This window comes from Cupriavidus necator, assembly GCF_040578825.1.
Classification (GTDB): Bacteria; Pseudomonadota; Gammaproteobacteria; order Burkholderiales; family Burkholderiaceae; genus Cupriavidus; species Cupriavidus necator_E.
In genome coordinates this window covers 1-25,111 of record NZ_JBEFLI010000045.1, presented here as the reverse complement: position 1 = coordinate 25,111, position 25,111 = coordinate 1, and the positions used below count along the sequence as shown (strand labels likewise).

The 25,111-nt window shown below is 63.6% G+C and carries 23 protein-coding genes; 22 read left to right on the top strand and 1 reads right to left on the bottom strand.

All coding sequences use genetic code 11. The features are described 5' to 3' along the window. The first annotated feature begins 194 nt into the window (after nt 1–194). From AB1I47_RS21250 to AB1I47_RS21220, 7 genes are all read left to right on the top strand, one after another. Nucleotides 195–1,319 carry a saccharopine dehydrogenase family protein gene (locus AB1I47_RS21250; RefSeq protein WP_354685698.1) on the top strand — a complete coding sequence of 375 codons (1,125 nt, stop codon included), beginning with the start codon at nt 195–197 and terminating at the stop codon, nt 1,317–1,319. A 5-nt stretch (nt 1,320–1,324) separates the two neighbouring features. Then, nucleotides 1,325–2,539, top strand: coding sequence for a thiolase family protein (locus AB1I47_RS21245; protein ID WP_354685718.1), 1,215 nt, complete (start codon nt 1,325–1,327; stop codon nt 2,537–2,539). A 32-nt stretch (nt 2,540–2,571) separates the two neighbouring features. Beyond that, nucleotides 2,572–3,411, top strand: coding sequence for an enoyl-CoA hydratase/isomerase family protein (locus AB1I47_RS21240; protein WP_354685697.1), 840 nt, complete (start codon nt 2,572–2,574; stop codon nt 3,409–3,411). A gap of 28 nt (nt 3,412–3,439) precedes the next feature. Next, nucleotides 3,440–4,729, top strand: coding sequence for an acyl-CoA dehydrogenase family protein (locus AB1I47_RS21235; RefSeq protein ID WP_354685696.1), 1,290 nt, complete (start codon nt 3,440–3,442; stop codon nt 4,727–4,729). 13 nt (nt 4,730–4,742) lie between these two features. Further along, entirely contained in the window at nt 4,743–6,314 is a 1,572-nt protein-coding gene (locus AB1I47_RS21230; protein WP_354685695.1) for a class I adenylate-forming enzyme family protein, read from the top strand. A gap of 140 nt (nt 6,315–6,454) precedes the next feature. Further along, nucleotides 6,455–7,339 (top strand): SDR family NAD(P)-dependent oxidoreductase, encoded by an 885-nt coding sequence (locus tag AB1I47_RS21225; protein WP_354685694.1) that lies wholly within the window; start codon nt 6,455–6,457, stop codon nt 7,337–7,339. A gap of 244 nt (nt 7,340–7,583) precedes the next feature. Further along, a complete protein-coding gene (locus AB1I47_RS21220; RefSeq protein WP_354685693.1) occupies nt 7,584–8,321 on the top strand; it encodes an OmpW/AlkL family protein in 738 nt (245 codons plus the stop codon). An 85-nt stretch (nt 8,322–8,406) separates the two neighbouring features. On the opposite strand, the gene AB1I47_RS21215 is transcribed toward AB1I47_RS21220, so the two are convergent. Beyond that, nucleotides 8,407–8,994 carry a TetR/AcrR family transcriptional regulator gene (locus AB1I47_RS21215; RefSeq protein WP_354685692.1) on the bottom strand — a complete coding sequence of 196 codons (588 nt, stop codon included), beginning with the start codon at nt 8,992–8,994 and terminating at the stop codon, nt 8,407–8,409. Between the two features lie 174 nt (nt 8,995–9,168). On the opposite strand from AB1I47_RS21215, the gene AB1I47_RS21210 reads away from it, so the two are divergent. The 15 genes from AB1I47_RS21210 (at nt 9,169) to AB1I47_RS21140 (ending at nt 24,187) form a co-directional block, all read left to right on the top strand. Beyond that, entirely contained in the window at nt 9,169–9,990 is an 822-nt protein-coding gene (locus AB1I47_RS21210; RefSeq protein WP_354685691.1) for an alpha/beta fold hydrolase, read from the top strand. A gap of 4 nt (nt 9,991–9,994) precedes the next feature. Continuing rightward, nucleotides 9,995–10,291 (top strand): hypothetical protein, encoded by a 297-nt coding sequence (locus AB1I47_RS21205; RefSeq protein ID WP_354685690.1) that lies wholly within the window; start codon nt 9,995–9,997, stop codon nt 10,289–10,291. 10 nt (nt 10,292–10,301) lie between these two features. Continuing rightward, a complete protein-coding gene (locus AB1I47_RS21200) occupies nt 10,302–11,141 on the top strand; it encodes a DODA-type extradiol aromatic ring-opening family dioxygenase (RefSeq protein WP_354685689.1) in 840 nt (279 codons plus the stop codon). Between the two features lie 22 nt (nt 11,142–11,163). After that, nucleotides 11,164–11,508, top strand: coding sequence for a non-heme iron oxygenase ferredoxin subunit (locus AB1I47_RS21195; protein WP_354685688.1), 345 nt, complete (start codon nt 11,164–11,166; stop codon nt 11,506–11,508). Between the two features lie 12 nt (nt 11,509–11,520). Then, nucleotides 11,521–12,924 (top strand): aromatic ring-hydroxylating dioxygenase subunit alpha, encoded by a 1,404-nt coding sequence (locus tag AB1I47_RS21190; RefSeq protein ID WP_354685687.1) that lies wholly within the window; start codon nt 11,521–11,523, stop codon nt 12,922–12,924. After that, the gene (locus AB1I47_RS21185; RefSeq protein ID WP_354685686.1) at nt 12,921–13,472 is read left to right on the top strand and encodes a 3-phenylpropionate/cinnamic acid dioxygenase subunit beta; all 552 of its coding nucleotides are present in this window, start codon (nt 12,921–12,923) and stop codon (nt 13,470–13,472) included. Before AB1I47_RS21190 ends, AB1I47_RS21185 begins: the two co-directional genes overlap by 4 nt. A 2-nt stretch (nt 13,473–13,474) precedes the next feature. Beyond that, nucleotides 13,475–14,290, top strand: a complete 816-nt coding sequence (gene hcaB / locus AB1I47_RS21180; protein WP_354685685.1) for a 3-(cis-5,6-dihydroxycyclohexa-1,3-dien-1-yl)propanoate dehydrogenase — start codon at nt 13,475–13,477, stop codon at nt 14,288–14,290. A 14-nt stretch (nt 14,291–14,304) separates the two neighbouring features. Continuing rightward, the gene (locus AB1I47_RS21175; RefSeq protein WP_354685684.1) at nt 14,305–15,321 is read left to right on the top strand and encodes an NAD(P)H-dependent flavin oxidoreductase; all 1,017 of its coding nucleotides are present in this window, start codon (nt 14,305–14,307) and stop codon (nt 15,319–15,321) included. An 82-nt stretch (nt 15,322–15,403) separates the two neighbouring features. Then, the gene (locus AB1I47_RS21170) at nt 15,404–16,183 is read left to right on the top strand and encodes a 2-keto-4-pentenoate hydratase (RefSeq protein WP_354685683.1); all 780 of its coding nucleotides are present in this window, start codon (nt 15,404–15,406) and stop codon (nt 16,181–16,183) included. A gap of 53 nt (nt 16,184–16,236) precedes the next feature. Next, a complete protein-coding gene (locus AB1I47_RS21165; protein WP_354685682.1) occupies nt 16,237–18,216 on the top strand; it encodes a feruloyl-CoA synthase in 1,980 nt (659 codons plus the stop codon). Between the two features lie 33 nt (nt 18,217–18,249). Beyond that, a complete protein-coding gene (locus AB1I47_RS21160; protein WP_354685681.1) occupies nt 18,250–19,200 on the top strand; it encodes an acetaldehyde dehydrogenase (acetylating) in 951 nt (316 codons plus the stop codon). Between the two features lie 21 nt (nt 19,201–19,221). Continuing rightward, nucleotides 19,222–20,244 (top strand): 4-hydroxy-2-oxovalerate aldolase, encoded by a 1,023-nt coding sequence (dmpG, locus tag AB1I47_RS21155; protein ID WP_354685680.1) that lies wholly within the window; start codon nt 19,222–19,224, stop codon nt 20,242–20,244. Nucleotides 20,245–20,248: 4 nt separating this feature from the next. After that, on the top strand, nt 20,249–21,313 hold the full coding sequence (locus AB1I47_RS21150) for an FAD-binding oxidoreductase (RefSeq protein ID WP_354685679.1): 1,065 nt from the start codon (nt 20,249–20,251) through the stop codon (nt 21,311–21,313). A 133-nt stretch (nt 21,314–21,446) separates the two neighbouring features. Next, the gene (locus AB1I47_RS21145) at nt 21,447–22,559 is read left to right on the top strand and encodes a DUF5938 domain-containing protein (protein ID WP_354685678.1); all 1,113 of its coding nucleotides are present in this window, start codon (nt 21,447–21,449) and stop codon (nt 22,557–22,559) included. 1,025 nt (nt 22,560–23,584) lie between these two features. Continuing rightward, nucleotides 23,585–24,187 carry an amidohydrolase family protein gene (locus AB1I47_RS21140; RefSeq protein ID WP_354685677.1) on the top strand — a complete coding sequence of 201 codons (603 nt, stop codon included), beginning with the start codon at nt 23,585–23,587 and terminating at the stop codon, nt 24,185–24,187. Nucleotides 24,188–25,111: the final 924 nt, after the last annotated feature.

The window sequence follows — 25,111 nt, the reverse complement described above, 5'->3', positions numbered from 1 at the left end:
TGATCAGGCAATACAAAGACTGATCTTGTAACCGGGCTGATGCCGTGTCAAGCGCATGCCCGTGCAGGGTAAACCTGATCCTTTCCTGCGCAAATCGGCAAATTGCGCGCGCTCACAGGCAAGCGAAGGTCCTTGGCTGGCCGCTACATTGCAGCCCTAAGAACAGTCGTGAAACCACTACAAAGGAGGAGACAGTGAGCGCACTGCATCCAGTCGTCATCTACGGCGCCAGCGGCTACACCGGCCGGCTGGTGGCCGAGTATCTGCGTGAGTACAGTATTCCTTTCGTGGCTGCGGGGCGAAACCGGGCCAAGCTGCAGGAGGTCATGAACACTGTCCCCGGGATCGAAACCGCGGACTACGAGATTGCCGAAGTCGATGGCTCTGTCGAGTCACTGACTGCGCTCTTCAAAGGCAGAAAGGTCGTCTGCAATATGGTCGGCCCATTCCTGCGCTATGCGCCGCCGGTTCTGGAAGCCGCGCTGCAAGCCGGATGCCATTATCTCGATACCGCCGGCGAGCAGGAGCACCATCTGCAGCTGCTTGACGAGTGGGGTCCGAAGTTTGCGGCGGCCGGGCTGGTGGTGTCCACCGCGGTGTCGATGCAGTACGCCATTCCGGACATCGCCGCCCGCATCGTGTTGGAGACGCCCGGCATCGACACACTGGAGTTGGGCGAGTACGTCAGCGCGGTGCCAACTGTGGGTTCCACCCAGTCGATCTTCGACGTGATCCGCACGGACTCCTACTATCTTGAGGATAACGTCCTGAAGAAGTACAAGGGCATTGTCCAGCAGGACATGGTCGTGCCTGGCACCGGGCATGTTGTGCCTGGCCTCCAATGGGGTGGTACCGCCTTGCCGGTATTCTTCCGGGACGACCGCCGGGTGCGCAACTGTCGCATGTTCGTCGCGATGCGCAACGACAAGGGTGACATTCCACAACAAGTGCGCGCCGCGGAACGCATGTTCAAGGTTGTGTTCCAGTGGCTGCCAGAGGACAAGCTTTACCCCGTGCTCGACCGGGTAGCTGCCAGTATGACGCCGCGCACGCCGCCCCGCGAGAACCGGCAAGTTCATCGCTCTATCGACTGGTGTACGGGCCGCGGCAACAACACCACGGCACGGGCGGTCATCCACAGCACATCCGGCTATCAGATTACCGGTCTGGTCCAGGCCTACGCCGCAATGCGGCTGATCGGCAACACGTACAACGGCGTCGGGTTCCGTTCACCCGCGCAACTGCTGGGCCATCGCGAACTCATGGGTGCCCTGGAGGCCTATGGGCTCGCGCACGTGACCGAGGAGACGGGGTCGTGAACGAGATGCCGGTTTGGATTGTCGGCGTCGGCATGACCGCTTTCGGGGTTCGGACGCAGGCTTCGGTCAAGGATCTGACGAGGGAGGCGGTGACGGAAGCGCTTTCTGATGCCGGTGCTGACATTGGCGCCATCGAGGCTGCCTATTTCGGTAACACCTGCCAGGACGTGCTGGAGGGCCAGGTCGTCGTGGCCGGCCAGATGGCGCTGCGCTCGATGGGTTTCGAACGCATACCGATGGTGAATGTCGAGAACGCGTGCGCCACCGGTGCCACGGCACTGCACCAGGCGGTCATGCACGTACGCGCCGGCGCTGGCGACATCGTGCTTGCGGTGGGCGCGGAGAAGCTCAACATCGGCGACAAGCAGAAGTCCCTCGGCGTATTCGACGGCGGTGTTGACGTTCACGACCGGAAAGGCGTTCGTGCAGTGCTGGCCGAACTCGGTGGCACAGCCCCAGACGATGCACTGCCGCGCAGTCTGTTCATGGATGTCTATGCTGCGCTCGCCCAAGCCCACATGGATGCGTTCGGGACGACCAAGCAGCAACTCGCTCTGATTGCCGAAAAGAACCACGCGCACGCGGTGCACAACCCCCTTGCGCACTTCCGCGTGCCGATGTCGATGGAAGAAATCCTTGCAGCACGTCCGGTATCCGGACCGCTGACGGTTCCGATGTGCGCACCGCTTACCGACGGTGCCGCGGCGGTGGTCGTGTGCAACGCTGCCGGTTTGAAGCGTCTCGGCGCTCGCAGCCCGGTGCGGATACTGGCCACGGTATTGCAGACCGGCACGGTGCGCCCGCTGTCAGCCTGGGATCGTTCGGTCAGCCGGCTCGCGGCGCTGGCGGCCTACGAGCAGGCGGGAGTGGGGCCGGGCGATGTGTCGGTGGCGGAAGTCCACGATGCGTCGGCGTTTGGCGAGCTCCTACAGACCGAACTGCTTGGCTTTTGTGAGATCGGCGCTGGCGGCAAGTTCGCAGAGTCCGGTGCCACCAGGCTGGGGGGGCGGCTGCCCGTCAACCCGTCTGGCGGCCTGGAGTCCAAGGGCCATCCCATGGGAGCTTCCGGCATCGCGCAGATCTACGAACTCGTGCATCAGCTTCGTGGCAATTGCGCAGCCCGCCAGGTTCCCGGGGCGCGCATTGCAATCGCGGAAAACGGCGGGGGCCTGTACGCCGGCGAAGAAGCCGTTGCCGCGATTACCATCCTCGGCGCTTGACCATCAGTCTGAACATATCGGAGGAGAAAACAATGACCTACGAGACACTAAACGTCCGGCGCGACGGCCGGATTCTGCACGTTGACTTCAACAACCCGCCATTGAACCTAATGAACATCAAGATGGTTGGCGAGTTGTTCGAGCTCTCCGCGTCGCTCGTGTTCGACCCGGACACTGCCGTGGTGGTCTTTGGCAGTGCCAACCCGGAATTCTTCATTGCGCATTTCGATCTGAACGACCTGCTCCGTTCCATGACCGACCCGAACGTGCCGCAAAGCCGCTATGACGACATCAATGTGGTGCAGGCCCTCACGACGGCGTGGCAAATCCTGCCTCAAGTGAAGATCGGCGTGGTCGACGGGATCTGTCGCGGGGGCGGCCTGGAATTCTTGCTCGCGATGGACATGCGCTTTGCCACCCCGGAGAGCCGGTTCTGCTTACCCGAGGTCAGGGGCGGGATCTTGCCCGCCGGGGGCGGTACCACGCGCCTGGCGATGCAAATCGGCCCGGCGCGGGCCCGTGAGGTGATCCTGTCATCCCGTGACTTCACGGGCGAGGAGGCTGCTGCCTACGGCATTGTCAACCGTGTGCTTTCGCGCGAAGAGCTGAAGACCTATACGAACACACTGGCACGCGACGTCGCGACGAGTTCGGCAGGCACCATCGCGGCGATTGCTGAAGTGTTCAAGGGCATGTCCGGTGCTGCAGTGGAAGCGCAGTTCGCCGGATTCTCCGGCGAAAACGCGGCACTGAGGAAGCTCCTTGAAGCGCCTGCGGCCCGCGAGTTTCTGGTGAAGATGGCTGCGCTACAGGACGTCGACCACGAACGCGATCTTCCGGCAACGATTGCGGCTGTTCAAGAGCGCCAGTAGTCAGCGACCGCAAAAAGGAGACACTGAAATGACACAGACACTTGACCGCGATGAGTCCGTGCGGCCCGGGCTGCCTTACGTTGAACTGACCGGCTTCGAGATCCTGAGCGACGACGAGCGTGTGGTCCAGGATGCGACACACAAGTTCGCGCGAGACGTGATGCGGCCGATGGGAATTGCAATCGACAAGCTCAGCGCGGAAGAATCCATCGCGTCCGGCTCGCCGTATTGGGACTTTATGCGAATCGCAGCCGAGTCTGGAATCGGATTCGATGCCGATCCGGGCGATGTGCCGCCGCATCTCCTGGCCCGTCTGCAAGCAATCGTCATCGAGGAGTTGGGATGGGGCGACATGGGGCTCACGGTGTCGTTGGCCGCCGCCGCGTTCGCGAACATGATGGCCAAGCGAGTCGGCAACCAGGAACTGATCGAGCTGACCGAGGGCAAGCTTGGATGCTGGATCGCGACGCAGCCCGACCGCGGCTCGGATGGCACGATGCTATACCCGGCCGAGCGGCACCCCAGCGCAACCCAGGGAAACAAGGGAAATCTGACGGCGAAGGTGAGCGGTGGCGACATCGTCATCAACGGTCAAAGCTCAGCCTGGGTCTCCAACGGTCCGGTTGCCCAGGTCGCAATCATGTCGATCGCCGCCGATTATGGTGATGGGTTCTTCGACGACGGCGGCCACCCGCGCGGAGTCGAGGTCATCGTTCCCCTCGACCTGCCCGGGGTGAGCCGTGGCAAGCCGTTGGAGAAGCTCGGCCAGCGGGCCTTGCCCCAGGGTGAGGTGTACTTCGATAACGTGAAGGTGCCGGTGCGCTATGCGGTGTCGCTTGGCGATGATTACTGGCGCGGGCACGCCAGCACATGGTCAACAGCGGGCGTGGGGATGGGGCAGATGGCGACGGGCTTGGCACGTGCGGCTTTCGAGCTTGCCATGCAGTACGCCCATGAGCGGCGCCAGGGTGGTGCACTGCTCGCCGAGCATCAAATGGTGCAATACCGGCTCGGCACCATGGCTCGCAACGTGGAGACCATGCGTGCGGTGGCCCGCCGTGCGACGGAGTACACGGTGCTCTCGCCCGCCAAGCATCCGTACTACACCGGCGGGTCCAAGGTGACCTGCACAGACCTTGCCTTTGAGGTGGCAGACGAGGCGCTGCAGATCTTTGGCGGATACGGCCTCACTCGCGAGTATCCGTTGGAGAAGCTCTTCCGGGATGCCCGCGCCGCGCGGATTGAAGATGGCGAAAACCATCTTCTGAACATGAAGTTTGGTTACCTGAACGCGCTGCTGTACCGCGCCAGCTTGTAAGAGAGAAAGTTGTATGGCTATTACCGATTTTTTTGATCGCGGCTGGCGCGCTGCCCCTGACCGGGCAGCCTTTATCGCCGAAGAGCGGACCTTCACCTACAAGGAGATTGGCGAGCTGTCGTGCCGCGTCGGCAATGCGCTGCTGAGGCAAGGCATCGATCGCGAAGCCAAAGGCGCGGTACTCGCGAGTAACGACCCGACCGCATGGGCTTGTGTGCTCGGACTGTGGCGCGCAGGGTTGGTGTGGGTTCCCGTGAACCCCGTCAATCCGCCTGAGGAGATTAAGCGCCTGTTGGACGGCTTCGACTGCGAAGTATTATTTTGCCACGAGCAGTATCTGCCGTTGGTGAAGTCGCTGCGCAGTCATCTGAAGAAGCTGCACACCTTGATTTCGCTTGGGGAGGATCCGGACGCAGCATCGGCTGCTGGCGGGATCACGCTTGCGGCGCTGTTGGACGGAGCGTCAAGCGCAGTCCCTGACTACATTGCCGAACCGGACTCCCTGGCCGGGGTCATGCCGACCGGGGGCACCACTGGCGCACCGAAAGGTGCGATGAACACGCATCGGAGTTTGTCGGTTAGCGCGCTGCACCAAATGTTTGCCGCACCGTACGCCTCGGACGAGCCGATCGTGAACCTCGTCGCGGCACCAATGACGCATGCCGCGGGCACCCTTACGCTACCGTGCACCGCGCGCGCAGGCACGATTGTCGTGATGAACCGGATGGATCTGAGCCAACTGGTCGACCTGATCGAGAAGCATCGCGTCACCGAGTTGTATCTGCCTCCCACGGTGATCTACCGGCTGCTGGAGATGCCCGGGATCGAAAAGCGGGATTTCTCCTCGCTGAAGTACTTCATCTACGGTGCAGCGCCTATGTCCACAGAGAAGCTGCGGCGCGCGATTGAAGTCTTTGGGCCAGTGATGTTCCAGGGATACGGGCAGGCCGAGGCGCCTTCCGCGATCGCCTTTATGCGGCCTGAGGAGCATTTCCGCGATGGCAAGATCGCTGAGGATGCAAGGCTGTCGGCGGCGGGGCGGCCGGCGCCGCTGGTGCGCGTCGAGATCCTAGACGGGAACGGCAAAATCCTCCCTACTGGAGAAGTCGGCGAAATCTGCGTGCGCGGCGACCTGTTAATGGCGGGGTATTACAAGGCCCCGGACAAGACTGCCGAGACGATCGTTGACGGTTGGCTGCATACCGGCGACGTAGGCTACCTCGACGCAGAAGGTTTCCTGCACATCACCGACCGCAAGAAGGACATGATCATCACCGGCGGGTTCAACGTTTACCCGAGCGAGGTGGAACAGGTCGTCTGGACTCATCCCGCGGTGCAGGACTGTGCCGTCATCGGTATCCCCCACGCGGACTGGGGTGAGGCGGTGACCGCAGTGATCGAGCTGAACCGGGGGGCTCATGCGACCGAGGAGGAAATCCTTGCGTACTGTCGTCCCAAGCTCGGCGGAATCAAGACACCGAAGAAAGTCGTATTCGTCGACGCGCTGCCTCGCAGTGCCAACGGAAAGGTACTGAAGAAAGACGTGCGCGAACCGTACTGGCGGGACCACGAGCGCAGGATTTGAATAGCAAGCGGCAAGCCACGATCCGACGTCTTCCAACGTGGATCGTGGCGCAGCGTGCCGAATTTCTGCGGAATGACCAAAGACAACAATGACTGGCGTCTCGGCCCTCCGGCTGAGTGCGGAAGGAGAGGAGGAGCAACATGACCAGACCGGTGGCAGTGATCACGGGGGCGGCCAGCGGAATCGGCCTCGCAGTGGCCGAGCGGCTTGCGAAGACGCATCGCCTCGCATTGCTGGACATCAACGGCGAAGCCGCTGAGAAGGCCGCGGCGGCTCTCGATCAACCAGCCATCGGCCTGCGCTGCGACATCACCGATTCCGCGTCGGTGGTTAACGCTGTGAACCGCGTGGTAGAGCACTTTGGGGCGATCGATGTCGCTGTATCTAACGCAGGAATAGGCACAGTCGGTGCAGCGCGGCACCTGGATCCGGACGTTCTTGCCGCAGTGCTGGATGTGAACGTGACGGGAAACTGGCGGTTCATGCACGCGTGCCTGCCACATTTGATCAGGAGTCGTGGCTACCTGCTTGGGATAGCCTCGGCTGCGGCGATTTTCGCACCGCCGGGCGAATCGATGTATGCGGCGAGCAAGGCGGGCTTGGAAGCACTGCTTAATGCTATCCGCGTGGAGGTCGCCCACCTCGGCGTTGACGTGGGTGTGGCTTATCTGATGTTCATCGACACGCCGATGGTGCGCGACGCCGATCGGGAACATGCTGAGTTCGCCCGGATGCGGAAAATGTTGCGCGGTCCGGCCGGCAAGACTTATCCGGTGTCACTGGCGGCCGACCGTCTGGTCCAAGGCATCCACAGGCGCAAGCGCCGCGTGTTCGTGCCGGCGTCGCTGCTGGTCCAGCACGTTTTGCGTGGCGCTATCTCGAGCATTCTCGACTCCGAGTTCCGGCGCATTGCAATCGAAGTCGATCGGCTTACCGAGGATAAGGTGAATGAGCGCGGAAGGTTTTCGGCAGCACTGAGCGAGTCGGTGCTGACGGCACGCGACGGCCGATCCGGAATGGGCTGATACCGGAACCTTCACGCCCAGCACGCGCTCACGAACGCGCGGCGCATCCCGGTAGACGGGCTTCCCGTTCAAGCGCTGCAAACTGAGCGGGCCCATGTGCCCCCTCAGGAGCGCATTGAATGCCCCTAATACCCAGCGTTTGAAATTCCTGGACGATCCGTCGCCCGGCGGGTTCGCGCAGGCTGTTTTTTTGCGTGCGGAAGACACGCGAAATCTTAATAACTAAATGGAGACGGAGACAACCATGGAGCGGTGGCGATATGCCGGGACAATGAGCCTGGTCAGCGCGGTACTTATTGCAGCAATGGGTAGCAGTGCGCACGCGCAGAGCGCAGGGGATAACGTCGTGAGTGTGGGATGGGCTCACATCGCCCCCCAGACAGGAAGCGACCCTGTCAAGGTGACCAGCATCGGAGGGGTTTCGATGAATAGCGAGGTGCCTGGCTCCTCAGTCGGTGCGCGCAGCCTCGAAACGGTGGGCATTCTCGCCGAGCATTACTTTACAGACCATATTGGTGTGGCGCTTCTTGGAGGGTTTCCAATGAGGACCCAGCTAGAGGGGCGCGGCACGTTCGGGGGGTATGGTGTGCTGGGAGATGCGCGCACGTGGTCACCTGAGCTGTTGCTCCGCTACCACTTCGGTCAGCCGGAAAGCCGTTTTCGCCCATTCGCTGGCGTTGGTGTCTCCTATACATGGTTCACCAATGCGCGGGTCACCAATGATGCGTTTATCACGCAGAGATTCGGGCCTGGCGGGTCGGCAACTGCCGAAGCCTCGAGTTCATGGAGTCCGGTCGTTCAAGTGGGACTCGACTATCGGATCAGCAAACATTGGTCGGTGGGCGCGCTGGTTGGCTACATGCCCAGCGACACTAACGTTACCCTGAAAGGACGTACAGCACAGGGCGTGGAGGTGGTCAGTCAGACGAAGGTGAGGCTGCGCCCCATCATCACGTTCCTCAGCGTCTCATACACGTTCTAGCGTGTCGTCGGTGTCTTATGCGGGCCATTTGAAGAAACGGCCTGCTCTGGCTTTCCATATCGAGAATATGGGTAGCCGGAGTTATTCAGGCTGGAGTTAACAAAAGCTTTTCCATAAAAGCCTTTCGCTCAGCCTTTTGCTCATCTGTTCCCTGATGCGACAGCAACGCCTCTGACAGTTCATAGCTGTATAGCATGAATGCTCGTGCACGCGCTTCCGAGATACCGAATCCCAGGGCGCTGAAACACTGAGCAACATAGGATAGCCGCTTGGCATCCACTTCATCCAGGATCTGGCGTGCGCGCTCGTCGCGACGTGCCCAGGCGCGTATGGCCAGTTCGGTGGACGCAGCCTCCTGTGCCGAAGCGCCGCGGAAGGGCAGCGAGAGCAGGTCCTTGATCAGTTCGCGCGGGGGAAGGTTGCGCCGCTCAAATCGATAGATGATCTGCTCGGTGGCCTCATCGCGCCATGACTCAAGCATGCGGCGCAACAGATCTTCCCGATCCTTGAAATGCCAGTAAAAACTGCCGCGCGTCACCGCCAGATCCTTCGACAGCACCTCAACGCGCACGGCGTCCACGCTGCGGCTCACCAACAGGTCGCGGGCGGCTTTGATCCAGTCTTCCGGTGTCAGGCGCGCGGAGGCTGCTGCGCCCGGTGTGGCTTTGGTCATATGTTCTCCGTAGGCAACGGCCAAAATTTTACTACCGAGCCACAATTCACTATTGTACGGTGCGGAAATCGCTTTGTCTCGGGTAAACCCCATGATTTTCGCGGAAATATGGCCTTGACTCGATTGGCTTCAGTTCCTACCATACACATACGTATGTGTATGGAGACGAAAGCGATGAGCAATTTTGACGGGGTCGGTTCCACCCTGGTGGCTGCCGGGCACCAGACCAACTATTTCGATGTGGGCGCCGGCAAGCCGCTCTTCCTGCTGCACGGCTCGGGGCCCGGCGTTTCGGGCTGGAGTAACTGGAAGGGCGTGATGAGCGAGCTGGCGCAGTCGTTCCGCGTGATCGTGCCGGACATCGCTGGCTTTGGTTTCACCGAGTTCAAGAACGGCACCAAGTACGACATTAAGCTGTGGGTCAGCCACCTGGTCGGGATCATGGACGCGCTGGAGATCGAGCGCGCCTCGTTCGTCGGCAATTCGTTCGGCGGAGCGCTGTCGCTAGGGCTGGCCGTGTTCGATCCCAAGCGCGTGGAGAAGCTGGTGCTGTTGGGCACGCCCGCCGGCGAGTTCGAGCAGACCCCGGGGCTGCGCTCGGCCTGGGAATATGAGCCCTCGCCGGAAAACATGGAGAAGACCATGCGTCTGTTCCCATATGACCAGTCGATCATCACGCCGGAAATGGTGCAGTCGCGTTATGAAGCCAGCGCCCGTCCCGGCGCCCAGGAGGCGCTGCGCAAGTTGATCCCGCAGCCGAACGCCGAGGGCCCGACCCTGGTCAAGGGCTTCCCGGAACATGTGGTGGCCAAAATCGAGGCCCCGACGCTGGTGCTGCATGGCCGCGAAGACCGCGTCGTGCCACCGGCCTGCGGCCAGCTGCTGGCGCGCGCCATCCCGAATGCCGACCTGCACCTGTTCGGCCGCTGCGGCCACTGGGTGCAGACCGAGCGCCGCGCCGACTTCCTCAATCTGGTCACCGACTTCATCGCCTGACGCCATGAGCCGCAACGTACTTGAGCGGGTGCTGCACCAGCTGACCGTGGACCGGTCCGCCAAGCAGCGTTTCCGTGATGACCCAGACGCCTTCCTGCAGCGCTTTGCGCTGACGGAAACTGAGCGCGCGATGCTGACCGGCTTTGACGTGCTGGGGCTGCAGCAGGCCGGCGTGAACCCCATGCTGACCATGGGGTACTGGCAGGAACTCTCGCCCGAGCGCGACATGCGCGCCTACATGAAGAAGCTGCGCCCTGTGGGCGCGTCCGAGGCGCTCCACAGCGCTGCCCTGAAGCAATAGGTGAGCAGAGATGGGACAAATCGTAGGCGGCTTCCTGGTGCCGCATGACCCGGTCATGTTCGTGGCGCCGCAGGCGCCGGCGCCGGCCGTACAGGACCGTATGTGGGGGGCGTTTGCCACCTGTGCCCGGCGCCTGGCTGAACTCGAGCCGACCAGCGTCATCGTGGTGGGCGCCGACCACTACATGCTGTTCGGCACCACCTGCCTGCCGAGCTACCTGATCGGTACCGGCGACGTCGACGGACCGCTGGACGCCATGCCGGGCCTGAAGCGCGGCCCGATCCCCAACAGCGAAGCGCTGGCCGCGCATATCGCGGCCGATGGCCACGCACGCGGCTTTGACTGGGCGGTCGCCCGTGCGCTGACCGTCGACCACGCCATCGCCATCCCGAACCAGCTGATGATCCAGCAGATGCGCGAAGCCGGCCGCAAGGTCGGCACGATCCCGGTCTACCTGGCCGCGGGTGTGGAACCGTATATCCGGATCGCACGCGCCATCGAAGTGGGGCGGCAGATCCGCGAAGCGGTGGAATCGTTCGATGCCGGCGAACGCGTGGCGGTGATCGGCAGCGGTGGCATCAGCCACTGGGTCGGCACCGCCGAGATGGGCCGCGTCAACCCGGATTTCGACCGCCAGATCCTGGACTACGCCGAGCGCGGCGACCTGGATGCGCTGGCCGCGCTGAGCGATGAATACATCCTCGCCAACGGCGGCAACGGCGGCATGGAGATCCGCAACTGGGCCTGCGCCATGGGCGCCCTCAGGGGCGCGCGCGGCGAGGTAATCGCCTACGAGGCCGTGCCGGAATGGGTGACGGGCCTTGGTTTCGTGCAGCTGCATCTGCAGTGAAGCACGCAGACGGAAAGCGGAAATGAGCAAGAAAGTATTCCTCCTGAAGCGCGATGCGCTCGAGCCCGGCCAGGTGTGCAAGGTCGAAACCAGCGGCTGCCCGCTGGCGGTTTACAACGTCGACGGCACCTTCTATGCCACCAGCGATGTCTGCACGCATGCAACCGCCTCGCTGTCCGATGGCGAGATCGTTGACGGCGATCTAATAGCCTGCCCGCTGCATGACGGGCAGTTCCATATCCCCACCGGCCAGGCCATGGCATTTCCCTGCACGGTGGACCTGCGCACCTACAAGGTGATCGAGGACGGCGACGAAATCTACGCCGACCTCGAGCAGGAGTCCGAAGCCGCAACGTCGGCCATCTGAGGAAAGCGAGTCATGACACACGACTGCACGGGCAATTGCGAACGCCTGCGGAAGGACCCGGTCAGCGAACCGCTGAGCGGCCTGGATCGCTTGATCGACCTTGACGTCGGCCGCCTGTCGCGCCGGGTTTACTGGGACCACCGCATTTACGAGCAGGAGCTGGAAAAGATCTTCGCGCGCAGCTGGCTGTTCCTGGCGCATGAATCCCAGATCCCCAAGGCCGGCGACTACGTCACCACCTACATGGCGGAAGACAACGTGATCGTCGTGCGCCAGAAGGACGGATCGGTCAAGGCGTTCCTCAACACCTGCCCGCATCGCGGCAACAAGCTGAACTTCACCGACGCCGGCAATGCCCGGACCTTCATCTGCAACTACCACGGCTGGGCCTTCGGCATTGACGGCGCGCTCCGCGGCATGGCCGGGCAGGAGTTGTTCGAGGACAGCGGCATGAACCGCGCCGAGCATGGCTTGCATCCGGTGGCACAGGTGGCGACCTACAAGGGCCTGGTGTTCGGCAATATGGACCCGGATGCGCCGCCGCTCGAGTCTTACTTGGGCGACTTCCGATACTACCTCGACGTGATCCTTGACATGGACGGGCAGGGTACGGAATTTGTCGGCGGCTGCGTGAAGTCGGTGATCCACTGCAACTGGAAGGTCCCGGTCGAGAATTTCATCGGCGATATCTACCACGCGCTGTGGACCCACGACTCGGCCGCGCGCGCAATGCTGGGCGGACCGGTTGCCGAGGTCTACAAGGACCCGGACTCCTACCACGTCAACTTCAACGGCCACGGCTGGGAGTTCAACCTTGATGTGGTCGGCAATGCCGCGACGCTGGGCGACAAGGAAATCCGCAAGTACCTGTACAGCATCCAGCCGAAGGTGGCCGAACGCCTGGGCGAGTTCCGCTCCAAGATGATCGGTTCGATCTCCTCGGTCAGCGTGTTCCCGAACCTGTCTTTCCTGCCTGGACAGAACACCTTCCGCGTCTGGCATCCGCGCGGCCCGGGCAAGATCGAACTGCACACTTGGACCATCGTCAACAAGAGCGCGCCGCAGGACATCAAGGACCGCTGGCTGAAGGGAACCATGATGACCTTCTCGCCGTCGGGCGTGTTCGAGATGGATGACGGCGAGAACTTCGAGTTCTCGACGCGCACCAACACGGGCTTCGTCACGCGCCAGCAGGATCTGTACATGGGCCTGGGCCGCGGCACGCGCCTGGACGACAGCGGGCTGCCGGGCAATGTCTACCGCAACCAGGTGAACGAGGCCAACCACCGCGCTTTCTACCAGCGCTGGCTGGACCTGATGCGCGCGCGCAGCTGGGATGAAGTGCCGGCACGCGATCAGTCCAGCCTGGACGACAGCGCATTCACCTACCAGAACAGCGCCAAGGAGGTCGCATGAGCGCGGTGCCGCAATCCCTGCCGGAAGTGAAGGGCGAACAAACGGTGGATCGCGAGACTGCCCACAGGATCGAGCAGTTCCTGTTCCGCGAAGCACGCCTGCTGGACAGCGAAGCCTGGGAGCAATGGCTGGCGCTGCTGACTGACGACATCCATTACTGGATGCCGGCGATCGAGAACCGCCGCCGCGCGGACAAGCTGGGCGCCTATGCGCCGGGCCGCGGCGCCTTCTTCGACGACAACCACCTCGACCTCGAACGGCGAGTGGCGCGTTTCAAACAGCCCTCGGCGTGGGCCGAAGATCCGCCGACTCGGCACGTGCATGTGATTAGCAACGTCGAAGCGCTGCATGGCGCGGCGCATGACGAATTCATCGTGCATTCGGTCTTTGTGAACTACCGCAGCCGCGGCGAGGCCGACAACGACCTGCTGCTGGGCCGTCGTGAAGACCTGCTGCGCCTGGTGGATGGCGACTTCCGGATTGCGCGTCGCAAGATCGTGATCACGCAGTCGCTGTTCATGTCCAAGAACCTCAACACCTTCCTCTGATCATGGGCTGGCTGGATAACGATGTGGCGCTGGTCACCGGGGCGAACTCCGGCATCGGGCTGGCGGTGGTGCGGCGCTTCCTGAGCGAAGGTGCGAAGGGGATCGGCGCGCTGGTGCGCAGCGCGAGCGGCGCCGACAGCTTGCGCAAAGAGTTTGGCGACCGCGTCGCCGTCACCGTTGGCGACGTGCGCTCGCCGGAGGCCAATGCGGAGGCGGTGGCGACCACGCTTAAGGCATTCGGCAGGCTCGATACGCTCGTCGGCAATGCGGGAGTGTGGGACTACTTCGCGCCGCTGCGCAAGTTTGCCGACGGGCAGCAGGTGGTCGATATCTTCCGCGAAGTCTTCGACATCAATGTCCTCGGCTACCTGCTGGCCGCCTATGCGGCAGCACCCGCGCTGCGCGAAAGCCGCGGCAGCATGATCTTCACGCTGTCCAACGCGGCCTTCTATGCCGGCGGCGGCGGGCCGGCGTACGTGGCCTCGAAGCATGCCGGCGTCGGGCTGATCAAGCAGCTCGCGTACGAGCTGGCCCCGGAGGTACGCGTCAATGGCGTGGCCCCGGGTGGCACCGTGACGCCGCTGAAGGGCCCCGAGTCGCTCGGCAAGCAAGGTTCGAAGCTGTCGGAGATTCCGGGCTTCGGCGATGCAGTGGCGGACGCGGTACCGCTCGGTTTTATCGCGCAGCCGGAGGACCACACCGGCCACTACGTGCTGCTGGCTTCCCGTACCAACTCGCCGGCCACCACGGCCGCCATCCTGCAGAGCGATGGGGGCTGGGAGGTACGCGGCCGACCGGCGCGGCGCCCGCGCGACTGATCACTGACACAACGATGAACGCCCCCATCTCCCGTTCCGCTTCCGCGCACGCTTCGCTGCGCGCCACTTTCGCCGGCGCCCGCCTGCCGGTGATGGCAGCACCGATGTTCCTGGTCTCCGGCCCGGATCTGGTCTGCGCCAGCCTGAGCGCCGGCATCGTCGGCACCTTTGCCGCCCCCAATGCGCGCAATATCGAAGCGCTTGACCAGGCATTGGCACGGATTGCCGACCATGCGCAGGAGTGCCCGACGGTCCCATGGGCGCTCAACATGATCGTGCACAGCAGCTATGACCGCTTCGAGGCCGAGATGGCGCTGGTCGAGCGCTACCGCCCCGGCATCGTCTCCACCGCGCTCGGTAGCCCGCGCCGGGTGCTGGACCGCGTGCATGCCTACGGTGGCCTGGTGATGGCCGATGTCATCTCGCCGGCGCTGGCGCGCAAGGCTATCGAAGCCGGCGTGGATGGCCTGGTGCTGGTCACCAGCGGTGCCGGCGGCCATACCGGCCAGTACCACCCATTCTCATTCCTGGCCGAGGTGCGCGAGTTCTGGGACGGCCCGATCGGGCTGGCCGGCGCCATCTCCAGCGGCGCGCATATCCGTGCCGCCCAGTTGCTCGGCGCCGATTTCGTGGTGGTCGGCACGCGGCTCATCGCGACCCCGGAAAGCATGGTGCCGCAGCCATACCGTGACCTGCTCGTGGCAAGCCGCATGGAGGACCTTGCGCTGTCCAGCGCGGTCTCCGGCGTGCCGGCCAACTGGCTGAAGCCGACGCTCGCGGCAGCGGGCTTTACGCCGGACCAGATCAAGGCGGAAGGCAAGATCGATTTCTCCGGCGATATCGTGGCCGCGCCCAAGGCGTGGAAGGACGTCTGGTCCGCCGGGCATGGCGTGGGTGCGGTGCGCTCGGTGGCTTCCGTTGCCGAGGTGGTGGCGGAGCTCGAGACGGACTATGTCGCCTGTCTGCGTGCCGAGCAGGCAGCCACCGCGGCGCTGATGCACCGCTATGTGCAGAGCCGGGCGCCGGCCTGAATTTTTCCGGAAGTGCAGCAACGGGGACGGACAGACGCGAGCACGCGCGGCGTCCCGGATTCAAACGACAAGGTAGACAAGGATGACAGCCCCTCATATCCAGCAGGCAGCCGACGCGCTGCACCGGGCGCGGCAAGACCGCGCGCCGATCCCGCGCATTTCCGAATCGTACGGCATTACCGGTCTTGACGACGCCTATGCCGTTGCCGACGTCAACACGCAGCGCGCCTTGGCGGCGGGCCGCGTCATCAGCGGCAAGAAGATCGGCCTGACCTCGGTGGCGGTGCAGCAGCAGCTCGGCGTCGACCAGCCTGACTTCGGCGTGCTCTTCACCGACATGGAGTACGTGAGCGGCATGGCGGTGCCCGTCTCCACCCTGATCCAGCCCAAGGCGGAAGGGGAGGTGGCCTTCGTGATGGGCAAGGACCTCGAAGGCGACCTGACCTGGGGCCGCTTCCTGAGCGCGATCGAATATGCGCTGCCCGCCATCGAGATCGTCGACAGCGCGATCCAGGACTGGCGCATCACGCTGGTCGATACCGTCGCGGACAACGCCTCTTGCGGCCTCTATGTGCTGGGCGCGGACCCGAAGCGCCTGAGCGACGTGACCCTGCCGGAATGCGGCATGCGCTTCCTGCGTAATGGCGAGCTGAGCTCGGAGGGCAGCGGCGCGGCCTGCCTGGGCCACCCGCTGAATGCGGCCTGGTGGCTGGCCAGGATGATGCTCAAGGTGGGCGCGCCGCTGCGCGCCGGCGATGTCGTGCTTTCCGGCGCGTTGGGACCCATGTTCCCGATCCGCGCAGGAGAGCGTTTGCAGCTGGAAGTGGAGGGGCTCGGACGGGTGGACTGCCAGACCGAGTAAACAGCCATCGCGATCAACGTTCCCGCCTTGTAGAGCGGGACGCAGGAGACAACATGAAACAGATAATCCTGCCGGCCACGCATGGCGTGATCAGCGTCAGCAAGACCGAGCACTCCGTCTATGACAACGCCAGCCAGCGTGCTGGTCCGGGCCCTGGATGGCGGCTGGAGGATCGTCCAATGAATGCCGTAGCTTCCGGCCTGCTGAGCGACTGCCCGGCTGAAGCCACTCAGGTTGCGCTGGCCATCCCGGATATCGCGATCGAGCGGCGCGAGGACGGCAGCTTCGTGCTGCGCTCGACTCAGGCGCTGCAGCCCTACGTGCGCTGCATCGGCGACTGGCTGCAGTACTGGGCGCATGAGGACGGCAGCCGCACATTCCTGGCGGAGCGGGAGGGTGAAGGCTGGCGCCGCGTCAGCTACAGCGATGCCCTGGCCGCGGTGCGCCGTGTCGGCCAGGCCATCCTGGACCTCGGTGTCGCGGGGGATGCGCCCGTGGTGGCGCTGTCGGACAACAGTGTCAACCTGGCCCTGCTGTCGCTGGGCGCCATGCACGTCGGCCGTCGCATCGCGGTGGTGTCGTCGGCCTATACCGTGGCGGCCAAGGATCACGGAAAGCTGCACGCGATCCTGGGCCGGCTGCAGCCCGGCCTGCTCTATGCGGAGAATGCCATGCAGTACGGCGCGGCAATCTCGGCGTGGCAGCCTGCGTGCCCAGTGGTCTTCACGCACGGTGCGGAGGGCGATGCTCTGTCTTTCGATAAGCTGCTCGACGCCAAGCCGGGCGCGGCCGTCGATGCCGCCTTCGCAGCGGTCGGCGGGGATACCGTCGCTCGCATCGTGCTGACCTCCGGTTCGACCGGGGTGCCCAAGCTGGTGCCTAACACCCATCGCATGCTGTGTGCCAACCAGCAAATGATCGCGCAGTGCTGGCCCTTTATCGACAAGGCGCAGCCGGTGGTGCTCGACTGGCTACCCTGGAGCCATACCTTCGGCGCCAACCACAACTTCAACCTGGTGCTGCGCAATGGCGGCACGCTGTATATCGACAACGGACGCCCGGCACCGGGCGCGATCGAGTCCACCCTCAAGGGCATTCGTGAAATCCGGCCCACGCTGTTCTTCAATGTCCCGCGCGGCTACGACGTGCTGCTGCCATACCTGGAGGCCGACGAATCGCTGGCCCGGGCGCTGTTCGAGCGCCTGGACATGCTGTTCTTCGCCGCCGCCGCACTGCCACAGCAATGCGCCGAGCGCCTGCGCGCGGTTGCGGCCAGGGTGCGGAACGTGCCGCTGTTCTTCACCACCGAGTGGGGCTCGACCGAGACCTCGCCGGTGGTCACCAGTGCCCACTTCGAGACCCGCGAGACGCGCAATATCGGCGTGCCGGTCCCTGGCGTGGAACTGAAATTCACCCCCTGCCAGGACAAGTACGAACTGCGCGTGCGCGGGCCCTCGATCTTCCCCGGCTATGTCGGCGACGACGAGAAGACGCGCGAGGCCTTCGACGAGGAGGGCTTCTACTGCATGGGCGACGCCGGCAAGCTCGCCGACGCATCGGACCCGAACGGCGGCGTCATTTTCGATGGGCGCGTGTCTGAGGACTTCAAGCTCACCACGGGTACCTGGGTTTCGGTCGGCACGCTGCGCATCGCGGCGGTATCGGCGATGACGCCCTATGCCCAGGACGCGGTGGTATCCGGCCATGACCGGGGAGAGGTCGGCCTGATGATTTTCCCAACGCCGGCGTTGCGCGCGCTGGCGGGGGACGCCGAAGGCCGCCTGTGCGGCAAGTCGCTGGGGCAGCACCCGTCCGTGCGGCAGGTGCTCGGCGAGCTGCTGGCCAGCCTTGGCAAGGGCGGCGGCAGCTCGCAGCGCCCGGCGCGCGCAGTGCTGCTGTCCACGCCGCCGTCGATCGAGCAGGGCGAAATCACCGACAAGGGCTACATCAACCAGCGTGCCGTACTGACGCTGCGCGCCGATGACGTTGAGCGGCTGTATTCCAGCTGCACGTCGGTCATCTATCCAATCTGAACCGTCCGGACAGGAACACACAAGGAAGCAGTCATGACTCGAAAACTGAAGGCCGCCATCATCGGCTCTGGCAACATCGGCACTGACCTGATGATCAAGATTCTCCGCCATGGGCGCCATCTCGAGATGGGAGTCATGGTCGGTATCGATCCCGCCTCGGATGGTCTGGCGCGCGCCGCGCGCATGGGCGTGGCCACGTGCGCTACCGGTGCCGCAGGCCTGAAGGCGATGCCGGAGTTCGCCGACATCGACATCGTGTTCGATGCCACCTCGGCCGGCGCGCATGTGCAGAACGACAAGCTGCTGCGCGAGGCCAAGCCTGGCATCCGCATGATCGACCTGACGCCGGCCGCGATCGGCCCGTACTGCGTGCCGGTGGTCAACCTGGAAGCGCATCTGGACGCGAATAACGTCAATATGGTGACGTGTGGCGGTCAGGCAACCATCCCGATGGTCGCTGCGATCGCTGCGGTAACCAAGGTGCACTACGCCGAAATCGTGGCGTCGATCTCTAGCAAATCTGCCGGCCCGGGCACGCGCGCCAATATCGACGAGTTCACCGAAACGACCTCACGCGCGCTCGAAGTGGTGGGTGGCGCCACCAAGGGCAAAGCCATCATCGTGCTCAATCCCGCCGAGCCGCCGCTGTTGATGCGCGATACCGTCTACACCCTCTCCGAACCCGCCGACACCGACAAGGTCGAGCGTGCCGTCGAGGCGATGGTGGCCGCGGTCAACCGCTATGTGCCGGGTTACCGCCTGAAGCAGCGCGTGCAATTCGAGCACTACGGCGCCGATCGGCCGCTGAATATCCCCGGTGTCGGCAAGCTGCCGGGTCTCAAGACCTCCGTCTTCCTGGAAGTGGAAGGCGCCGCGCACTACCTGCCGGCCTACGCGGGCAATCTCGACATCATGACCTCCGCCGCGCTTGCCACCGCCGAAAAACTGGCCGAGCGCCAGATCGCTGCCGCCGCCGCGGCTTGACCGTCCAGACAGGAAACCAAGATGGCAACCAAGCTCTATATCTCCGACGTGACGCTGCGCGACGGCTCGCACGCAATCCGTCACCAGTACAGCATTCCGCAGGTCCGCGCGATTGCGAAAGCACTGGACGAAGCCCGCGTCGATTCGATCGAGGTCGCGCACGGCGATGGCCTGCAGGGCTCATCGTTCAACTACGGCTTCGGCGCGCATACGGACCTGGAATGGATCGCCGCCGTGGCGGAAACCGTTAGCCACGCCAAGGTCGCCACGCTGCTGCTGCCGGGCATCGGCACCATCCACGATCTGCGCGCCGCGTATGACGCCGGCGCCCGCATCGTGCGCGTCGCCACGCATTGCACCGAGGCCGACATCTCGCGCCAGCATATCGAGTACGCCCGCCAGCTCGGCATGGACACGGTCGGCTTCCTGATGATGAGCCACATGACCACGCCGCAGGTGCTGGCGCAGCAGGCCAAGCTGATGGAAAGCTATGGCGCCACCTGCATCTACGTGGTCGACTCCGGCGGCGCCCTGACCATGGACGGCGTGCGCGACCGTTTCCGCGCGTTCAAGGACGTGCTCGATCCCGCCACGCACACCGGCATGCACGCCCACCACAACCTGAGCCTGGGCGTGGCCAACTCCATGGTCGCCGTGGAAGAGGGCTGCAACCGCATCGATGCCAGCCTGGCGGGCATGGGAGCCGGGGCCGGCAACGCACCGCTGGAAGTCTTTATCGCCGCGGCCGAGCGCATGGGCTGGAACCACGGCACCGACCTGTACAAGTTGATGGACGCCGCCGACGACCTGGTGCGCCCGCTGCAGGATCGCCCGGTGCGCGTGGACCGCGAGACGCTGGCGCTGGGTTACGCCGGGGTGTACTCGAGCTTCCTGCGCCATTCCGAAGTGGCCGCGGAGCGCTATGGGCTGAAGACGGTCGACATCCTGGTCGAGCTGGGCCGGCGCCGCATGGTCGGCGGCCAGGAAGACATGATCGTCGACGTGGCCCTCGACCTGAAGTCGCAACAGAACGCAGCCGGATAATCCCATGTCGCAGGAGCAGACCCTCGAGCGTCCCGCCGTGGCGGCCGCAGACACGGCCCCAGCCGAACGCCGCATCACCTTCGCACCGGCCGGGGTCACGCTCGACTGCGCGCCTGGCCAGACCGTGCTGGAAACGGCGCTGGGCGCGGGCTTCTTCCCGAAGCACAGCTGCCGGCGCGGCGAATGCCATGCCTGCTGCGCGCCGGTCCGCAGCGGGTCCGTGTCCTATCCCGAAGGCTTCGAGCCAGAAGGCGTGCCGGAAGGGCATTGCCTGACGTGCATGGCCAGGCCGGAGGGCGACGTGGTGATCGAGGCGCCGGAAGTGTCGGCGGTCCCCGGCCGTCGCGTGGTGCAGGCCGGCGCCCGCGTGCTGTCGGCGGACCGGGTCAGCCATGACGTGACCGTGGTGCGGCTGCAGGTGCCGCCCAATGCCGGCTTCGATTTCAAAGCGGGGCAGTACTGCGACGTGCTGCTGCGCGACGGCAGCCGACGCAGCTACTCTATGGCCAACGCGCCGGATGGGAGCGGAAATTTGGAGTGGCACGTACGGGCGCTGCCTAAGGGGCGGTTCTCGACGCATGTCTACCAGGCGCTGAAGCCTCGCGATTTGCTGCGCGTGGAAGGGCCTTTTGGCGGATTCCTGTTGTCCGATTCAAACAAGCCGGTGATCCTGCTGGCATCGGGAACCGGATACGCACCGATCGCTTCGTTGATGAAGACCCATGGTCAAGCTCTACGCGAACGCGGGGCAACGCTTTACTGGGGGGGGCGGAAACTAGAGGATCTCTACGCTTGCGCAGAAGCGGAAGCATGGCAGGCGGGCGCGGATAGTCTGCACTTTGTGCCTGTGCTTTCGGAACCAGATGCCGACTGGAGCGGCTGCCATGGCTTCGTCCATGAAGCGGTTGCTCGTGACTTCGCGGACATGAGCAGGCTGGAGGTCTATGCCTGCGGTAACCCGCTGATGGTGGACGCCGCGCGCACCACCTTCACCCGCGACCATGCGTTGCCGGAAGACGCCTTCTTCAGCGACGCGTTCATTACGTCGAGGACGGCGCCAGAATCGTGATCCATGGGATCGTCAGCGTCGGCACGCACGGCATCGCAACGGCATAAACACCTCGCAGCAAGCGGTGGCTTGTCGCGCGTTTCACCCACGCGAACGAAGGGTGACGGGATCAAGAGGAAGCGGATATATGTCTATGCGGAAAGTTGTCGTCTACGGCGCCAGTGGATACACCGGCAAACATCTAACCTGGAAGCTCGCACAACGCGGCATCCCATTCATTGCCGCCGGCCGCGACCAGCAGCGCATCGAGGAACAATTAAAGGGCTCGCCTGAACTGACCGGCGCTGACTACGAGGTGGCGGCCGTCGAACATGATGAGATGGCCATAACCAAGCTGCTGGACGGCAAAATGGTCATATACAATCTCGTCGGCCCCTACTCGCGGCTCGGCAAGACCGTCGTGGATGCCGCCCTTGCCGCCGGTTGCCACTATGTGGATTGCTCCGGAGAGCAGGACTGGATGTACATGCTCAGGGCTGAGTACGCGCAGAAATTCGCCGCCAAAAAATTGTGCTTGCTGCCGGCGTCAGCCGCCATGTGGAACCTGGGCATGATCGCGACGGAGCTGGTGCTGGAAACCCCCGGCATTGATTCGCTGGACATCGCGTACACATTGGCCGGTGTGCCTTCCGTGACTTCCGTGCTGTCCTATATGCAGGCTTGCTGCACGCCGCAATATTTCCTCAAGGGTAAGCGGCGCGCTATATGGCCCGTGGCGGGCATCTCCATTGCCGTGCCAGGCGTCCATGAAACCCAGCTTGCCTTGCCCTTGGGGGGAGGTGGCGAGCCTGTATGGTACGAAGGCCACGAGCATGTGCAGAATTGCACGACGTTGGTCACATTTCGCAATAGCGCGCTGGTCGAGCAGATCATCAGCCGCAGCAAGGATTTTGCCGCCAACTACGCCGGGAAGTCCCTTGAGGAGCAGGAGACAGTACTGAAGCGGTGGGCCATGGAGATGGCTGGCAGCGAGAAGCAGCAAGGGGAGGAGGTCGATCCCCATCGCGCTTGGATCACCTGCCATGGTCGGGGGCAGACAATAGCCCGATCGGTCGGTCTGCCCGGCGTTGCAGTAGGCTACGTGGGCACAGCAACCATCGGGGCGTTCGTTATCGAGACTTTGTTGCGCGGCGAGCAAAAAGCCGACGGGTTCACGTCGTCGGTTCGCGTCGTCGGCCTGCGCGCCATGCTCGCGGAACTGAATGCGCATGGCATCCTCGGCGATCCGGTGGACATCATCCATTGACAATTCGTAAGCCGGGAATTGGGAATCCAAGTTGCCGTCAAAAGCATGTACCAATGATGGTAATGGTGAACTCGGGTGGAAGGTAGCGAACGACCGCACACTCATGCGTTGGCCATGCGGATACCTGCAGGGAGCAAGAAATGAGCAATCGGCAGCGTGCACGCGCAACGCCAACTCGAGAGGAAGCACCTGCTCGCCTTCTGCCCGTGATGAGTGAACTCAGGAAAGAGGTCCGCGCCATGAGCCGCGACGCGCACCGGATAGCGCTGGCGCGCGCATCTGGCCGTGCGGATGACTACCACAGGGAACTCTGTGCGTTGTTCGATTCATGGATGGAAACCAACGCCCCGCGGGTGCAAATTATCTGCTTTGCTTCTGCCTCGGAGTTCGGTCTTCCAATGCACCATCACGCAGAACGCTGCGGAGCCTGGGCCATACAACACGGCACCGATGCGCACCGGGCGCTGTACTGGGCAGCGCTGTACCGCACTCGGATTCGTTTTGGCACTACCGCTCAGATGACGGACAGGCTGGAGGGCGAAGGCTTACTTGGCCCGTCGGAGTATGTACTACCGCTGCCATCGCAAGTGGAACGCGGGGGGCGACCGTGCAAGCGTTGCGAAGACCTGCGGCGCGACGCGCGCTGTGCCCAAGGGCACGGAGCGCTGCGCGCGCTCGGTGACATGCGCTCATACAGGGTATGTACAGGAGCACTATGCCAGACGCGACAACACCAGTGTGCGACGTGCGGCACGCGCTGGACGCAACTCCGCAGTGCGGCCGATCCCTTCACCGGCTGGACTATCTCGAAAACAGTCGCGGCTGGCGAGCACGCTGGCAAATGGGTAGACATCCCGCAGGCGGTCAGTGAGCGGCGTGCAAAAGTCGATTGACGCGCAGAAAACTAGGGCCCGATCCCCCGTCTGGCGAGACGCCGTGTAGGTGGCATCGAGCTGGCAGGCGATCAGGTCGACGTCGTTATCCAACATCATCGGGAAACATCAGGCTGCGCTCGTAGGCATTGTGTGAGTGCCCGCTGCGGTCAACCGGATCTCAAGGTGATCGGAGCGGCGGAACGAATCAGTCCTGACCCGGCACTGCGCGGGGTCACCATCGACGCCGCGTGGCAGGCCTTCGAGGAGGACAGCCGTGGCTCAATGGAGCAGGGCAGGCTCGCGGATTTTGCCATCCTGTCGCCAGCCCGCTGGAGGATCCCGCACGGATCAAGGACATCCAGGTGCTCGAGACCACCGTGGGAGGGAAGACCATCTATTCGCGGTGAGGGGAATGGCCCGGCCCATACTCCGGCCCTTCCGGCGCGGCAGAGGCTTGAAATAAAGCCCCGCTCGCTCAATAGGTTCTGCCAATGTGCCGGCCGAGGGCCACGCGCGATCTCTCCGATAATTCGAGCCAGCTTGGTTGCCGCCGTCTGCACAGCCTGCGCCGCGGGTGGCAATCACTCCGGCGCGGAGCACGTCGCTCGAGACTGCCCAGACCAGCAGCAATTTGATTGGACTCTTCCGGCCCATTTTGAGTCAGTCGCCCCCCTGCTATGCAATGACCGAGGTGGCCGAACTACCTTCGCATTCGATGTCGATGGCCGTTATACCTTGGAAAGCCGCCATTGAGGTGTGCTCATGACGAATGACGGCAACGGGTCGACAACGGCCGTGCGAGGCAGGGCACGGGGGAAGGGGCATCATCGACGCTGGCACGCCACACTGCGTGATCGGTGACATGATGCAGTCCGAATGCGCCAATGGCAACGATCCGAAACTACAAGCGACAGGCCGGGCAAGCCAGTATCGCGAAGTTGGGTGTCTGCGGGCCACAACAGTGCGAAGCGCGGCAGGCCACCGGCCTCGCTAGTATTCCGGGAACGCGCTGGCGGCGATAGACTGCATTGCGCCCTAAACTGAGGGGCCGGGAATCGGCCAGACTGCCCTTATCGCTAAAGGAGAAAAGATGCGGCCCCGAACGAAATCCTCACCGGCTAAAGGCACACGTGTGGCCGCCGCCCTTGCATCCTGGGGTGGGGCCTCCATTGCCGTTCTTGTGTCGCTTATGCTTGCCACTTCAACCGTGGCCGGGTCCATCCGTGCGGATTGGCTGGTAACGTTGCCGCTACTCGCCTGGATATCACTTGCCGTCATGACCGTTCGCTGGATTCAGAACCGCGCTTGTCATTGGCTTTGGCCTGTTGCAGGGACTATTTGCGGCGTTGCGTCTAGCGTTGCATTCATTCCGATTGCAATTTTCTACATCGCTGCAGTGCCTCTCGCCATTTACCTGGTTTTCTGGCACCTGCGACAGCCCACGGGGTTTCCGTTAAGTCGAAAGTCCTGAGTTGCCAAGTGATCAAACAGTTCGCGTGGCGTGAACGGCTCCGGCTACTGTCTGCTCAGCAATGAGCCGGGCCGATTGGCCTAGACGATTTCAGCGAGACAGGATTCGCAAAGGGAGCGCCGCGATGCTGATGGCGGAACACGAGCAGGGTCGGCAGCCAATTGTACGATTGCCTACCCCGCCCCAAGGTTAATCAACCCCCAACC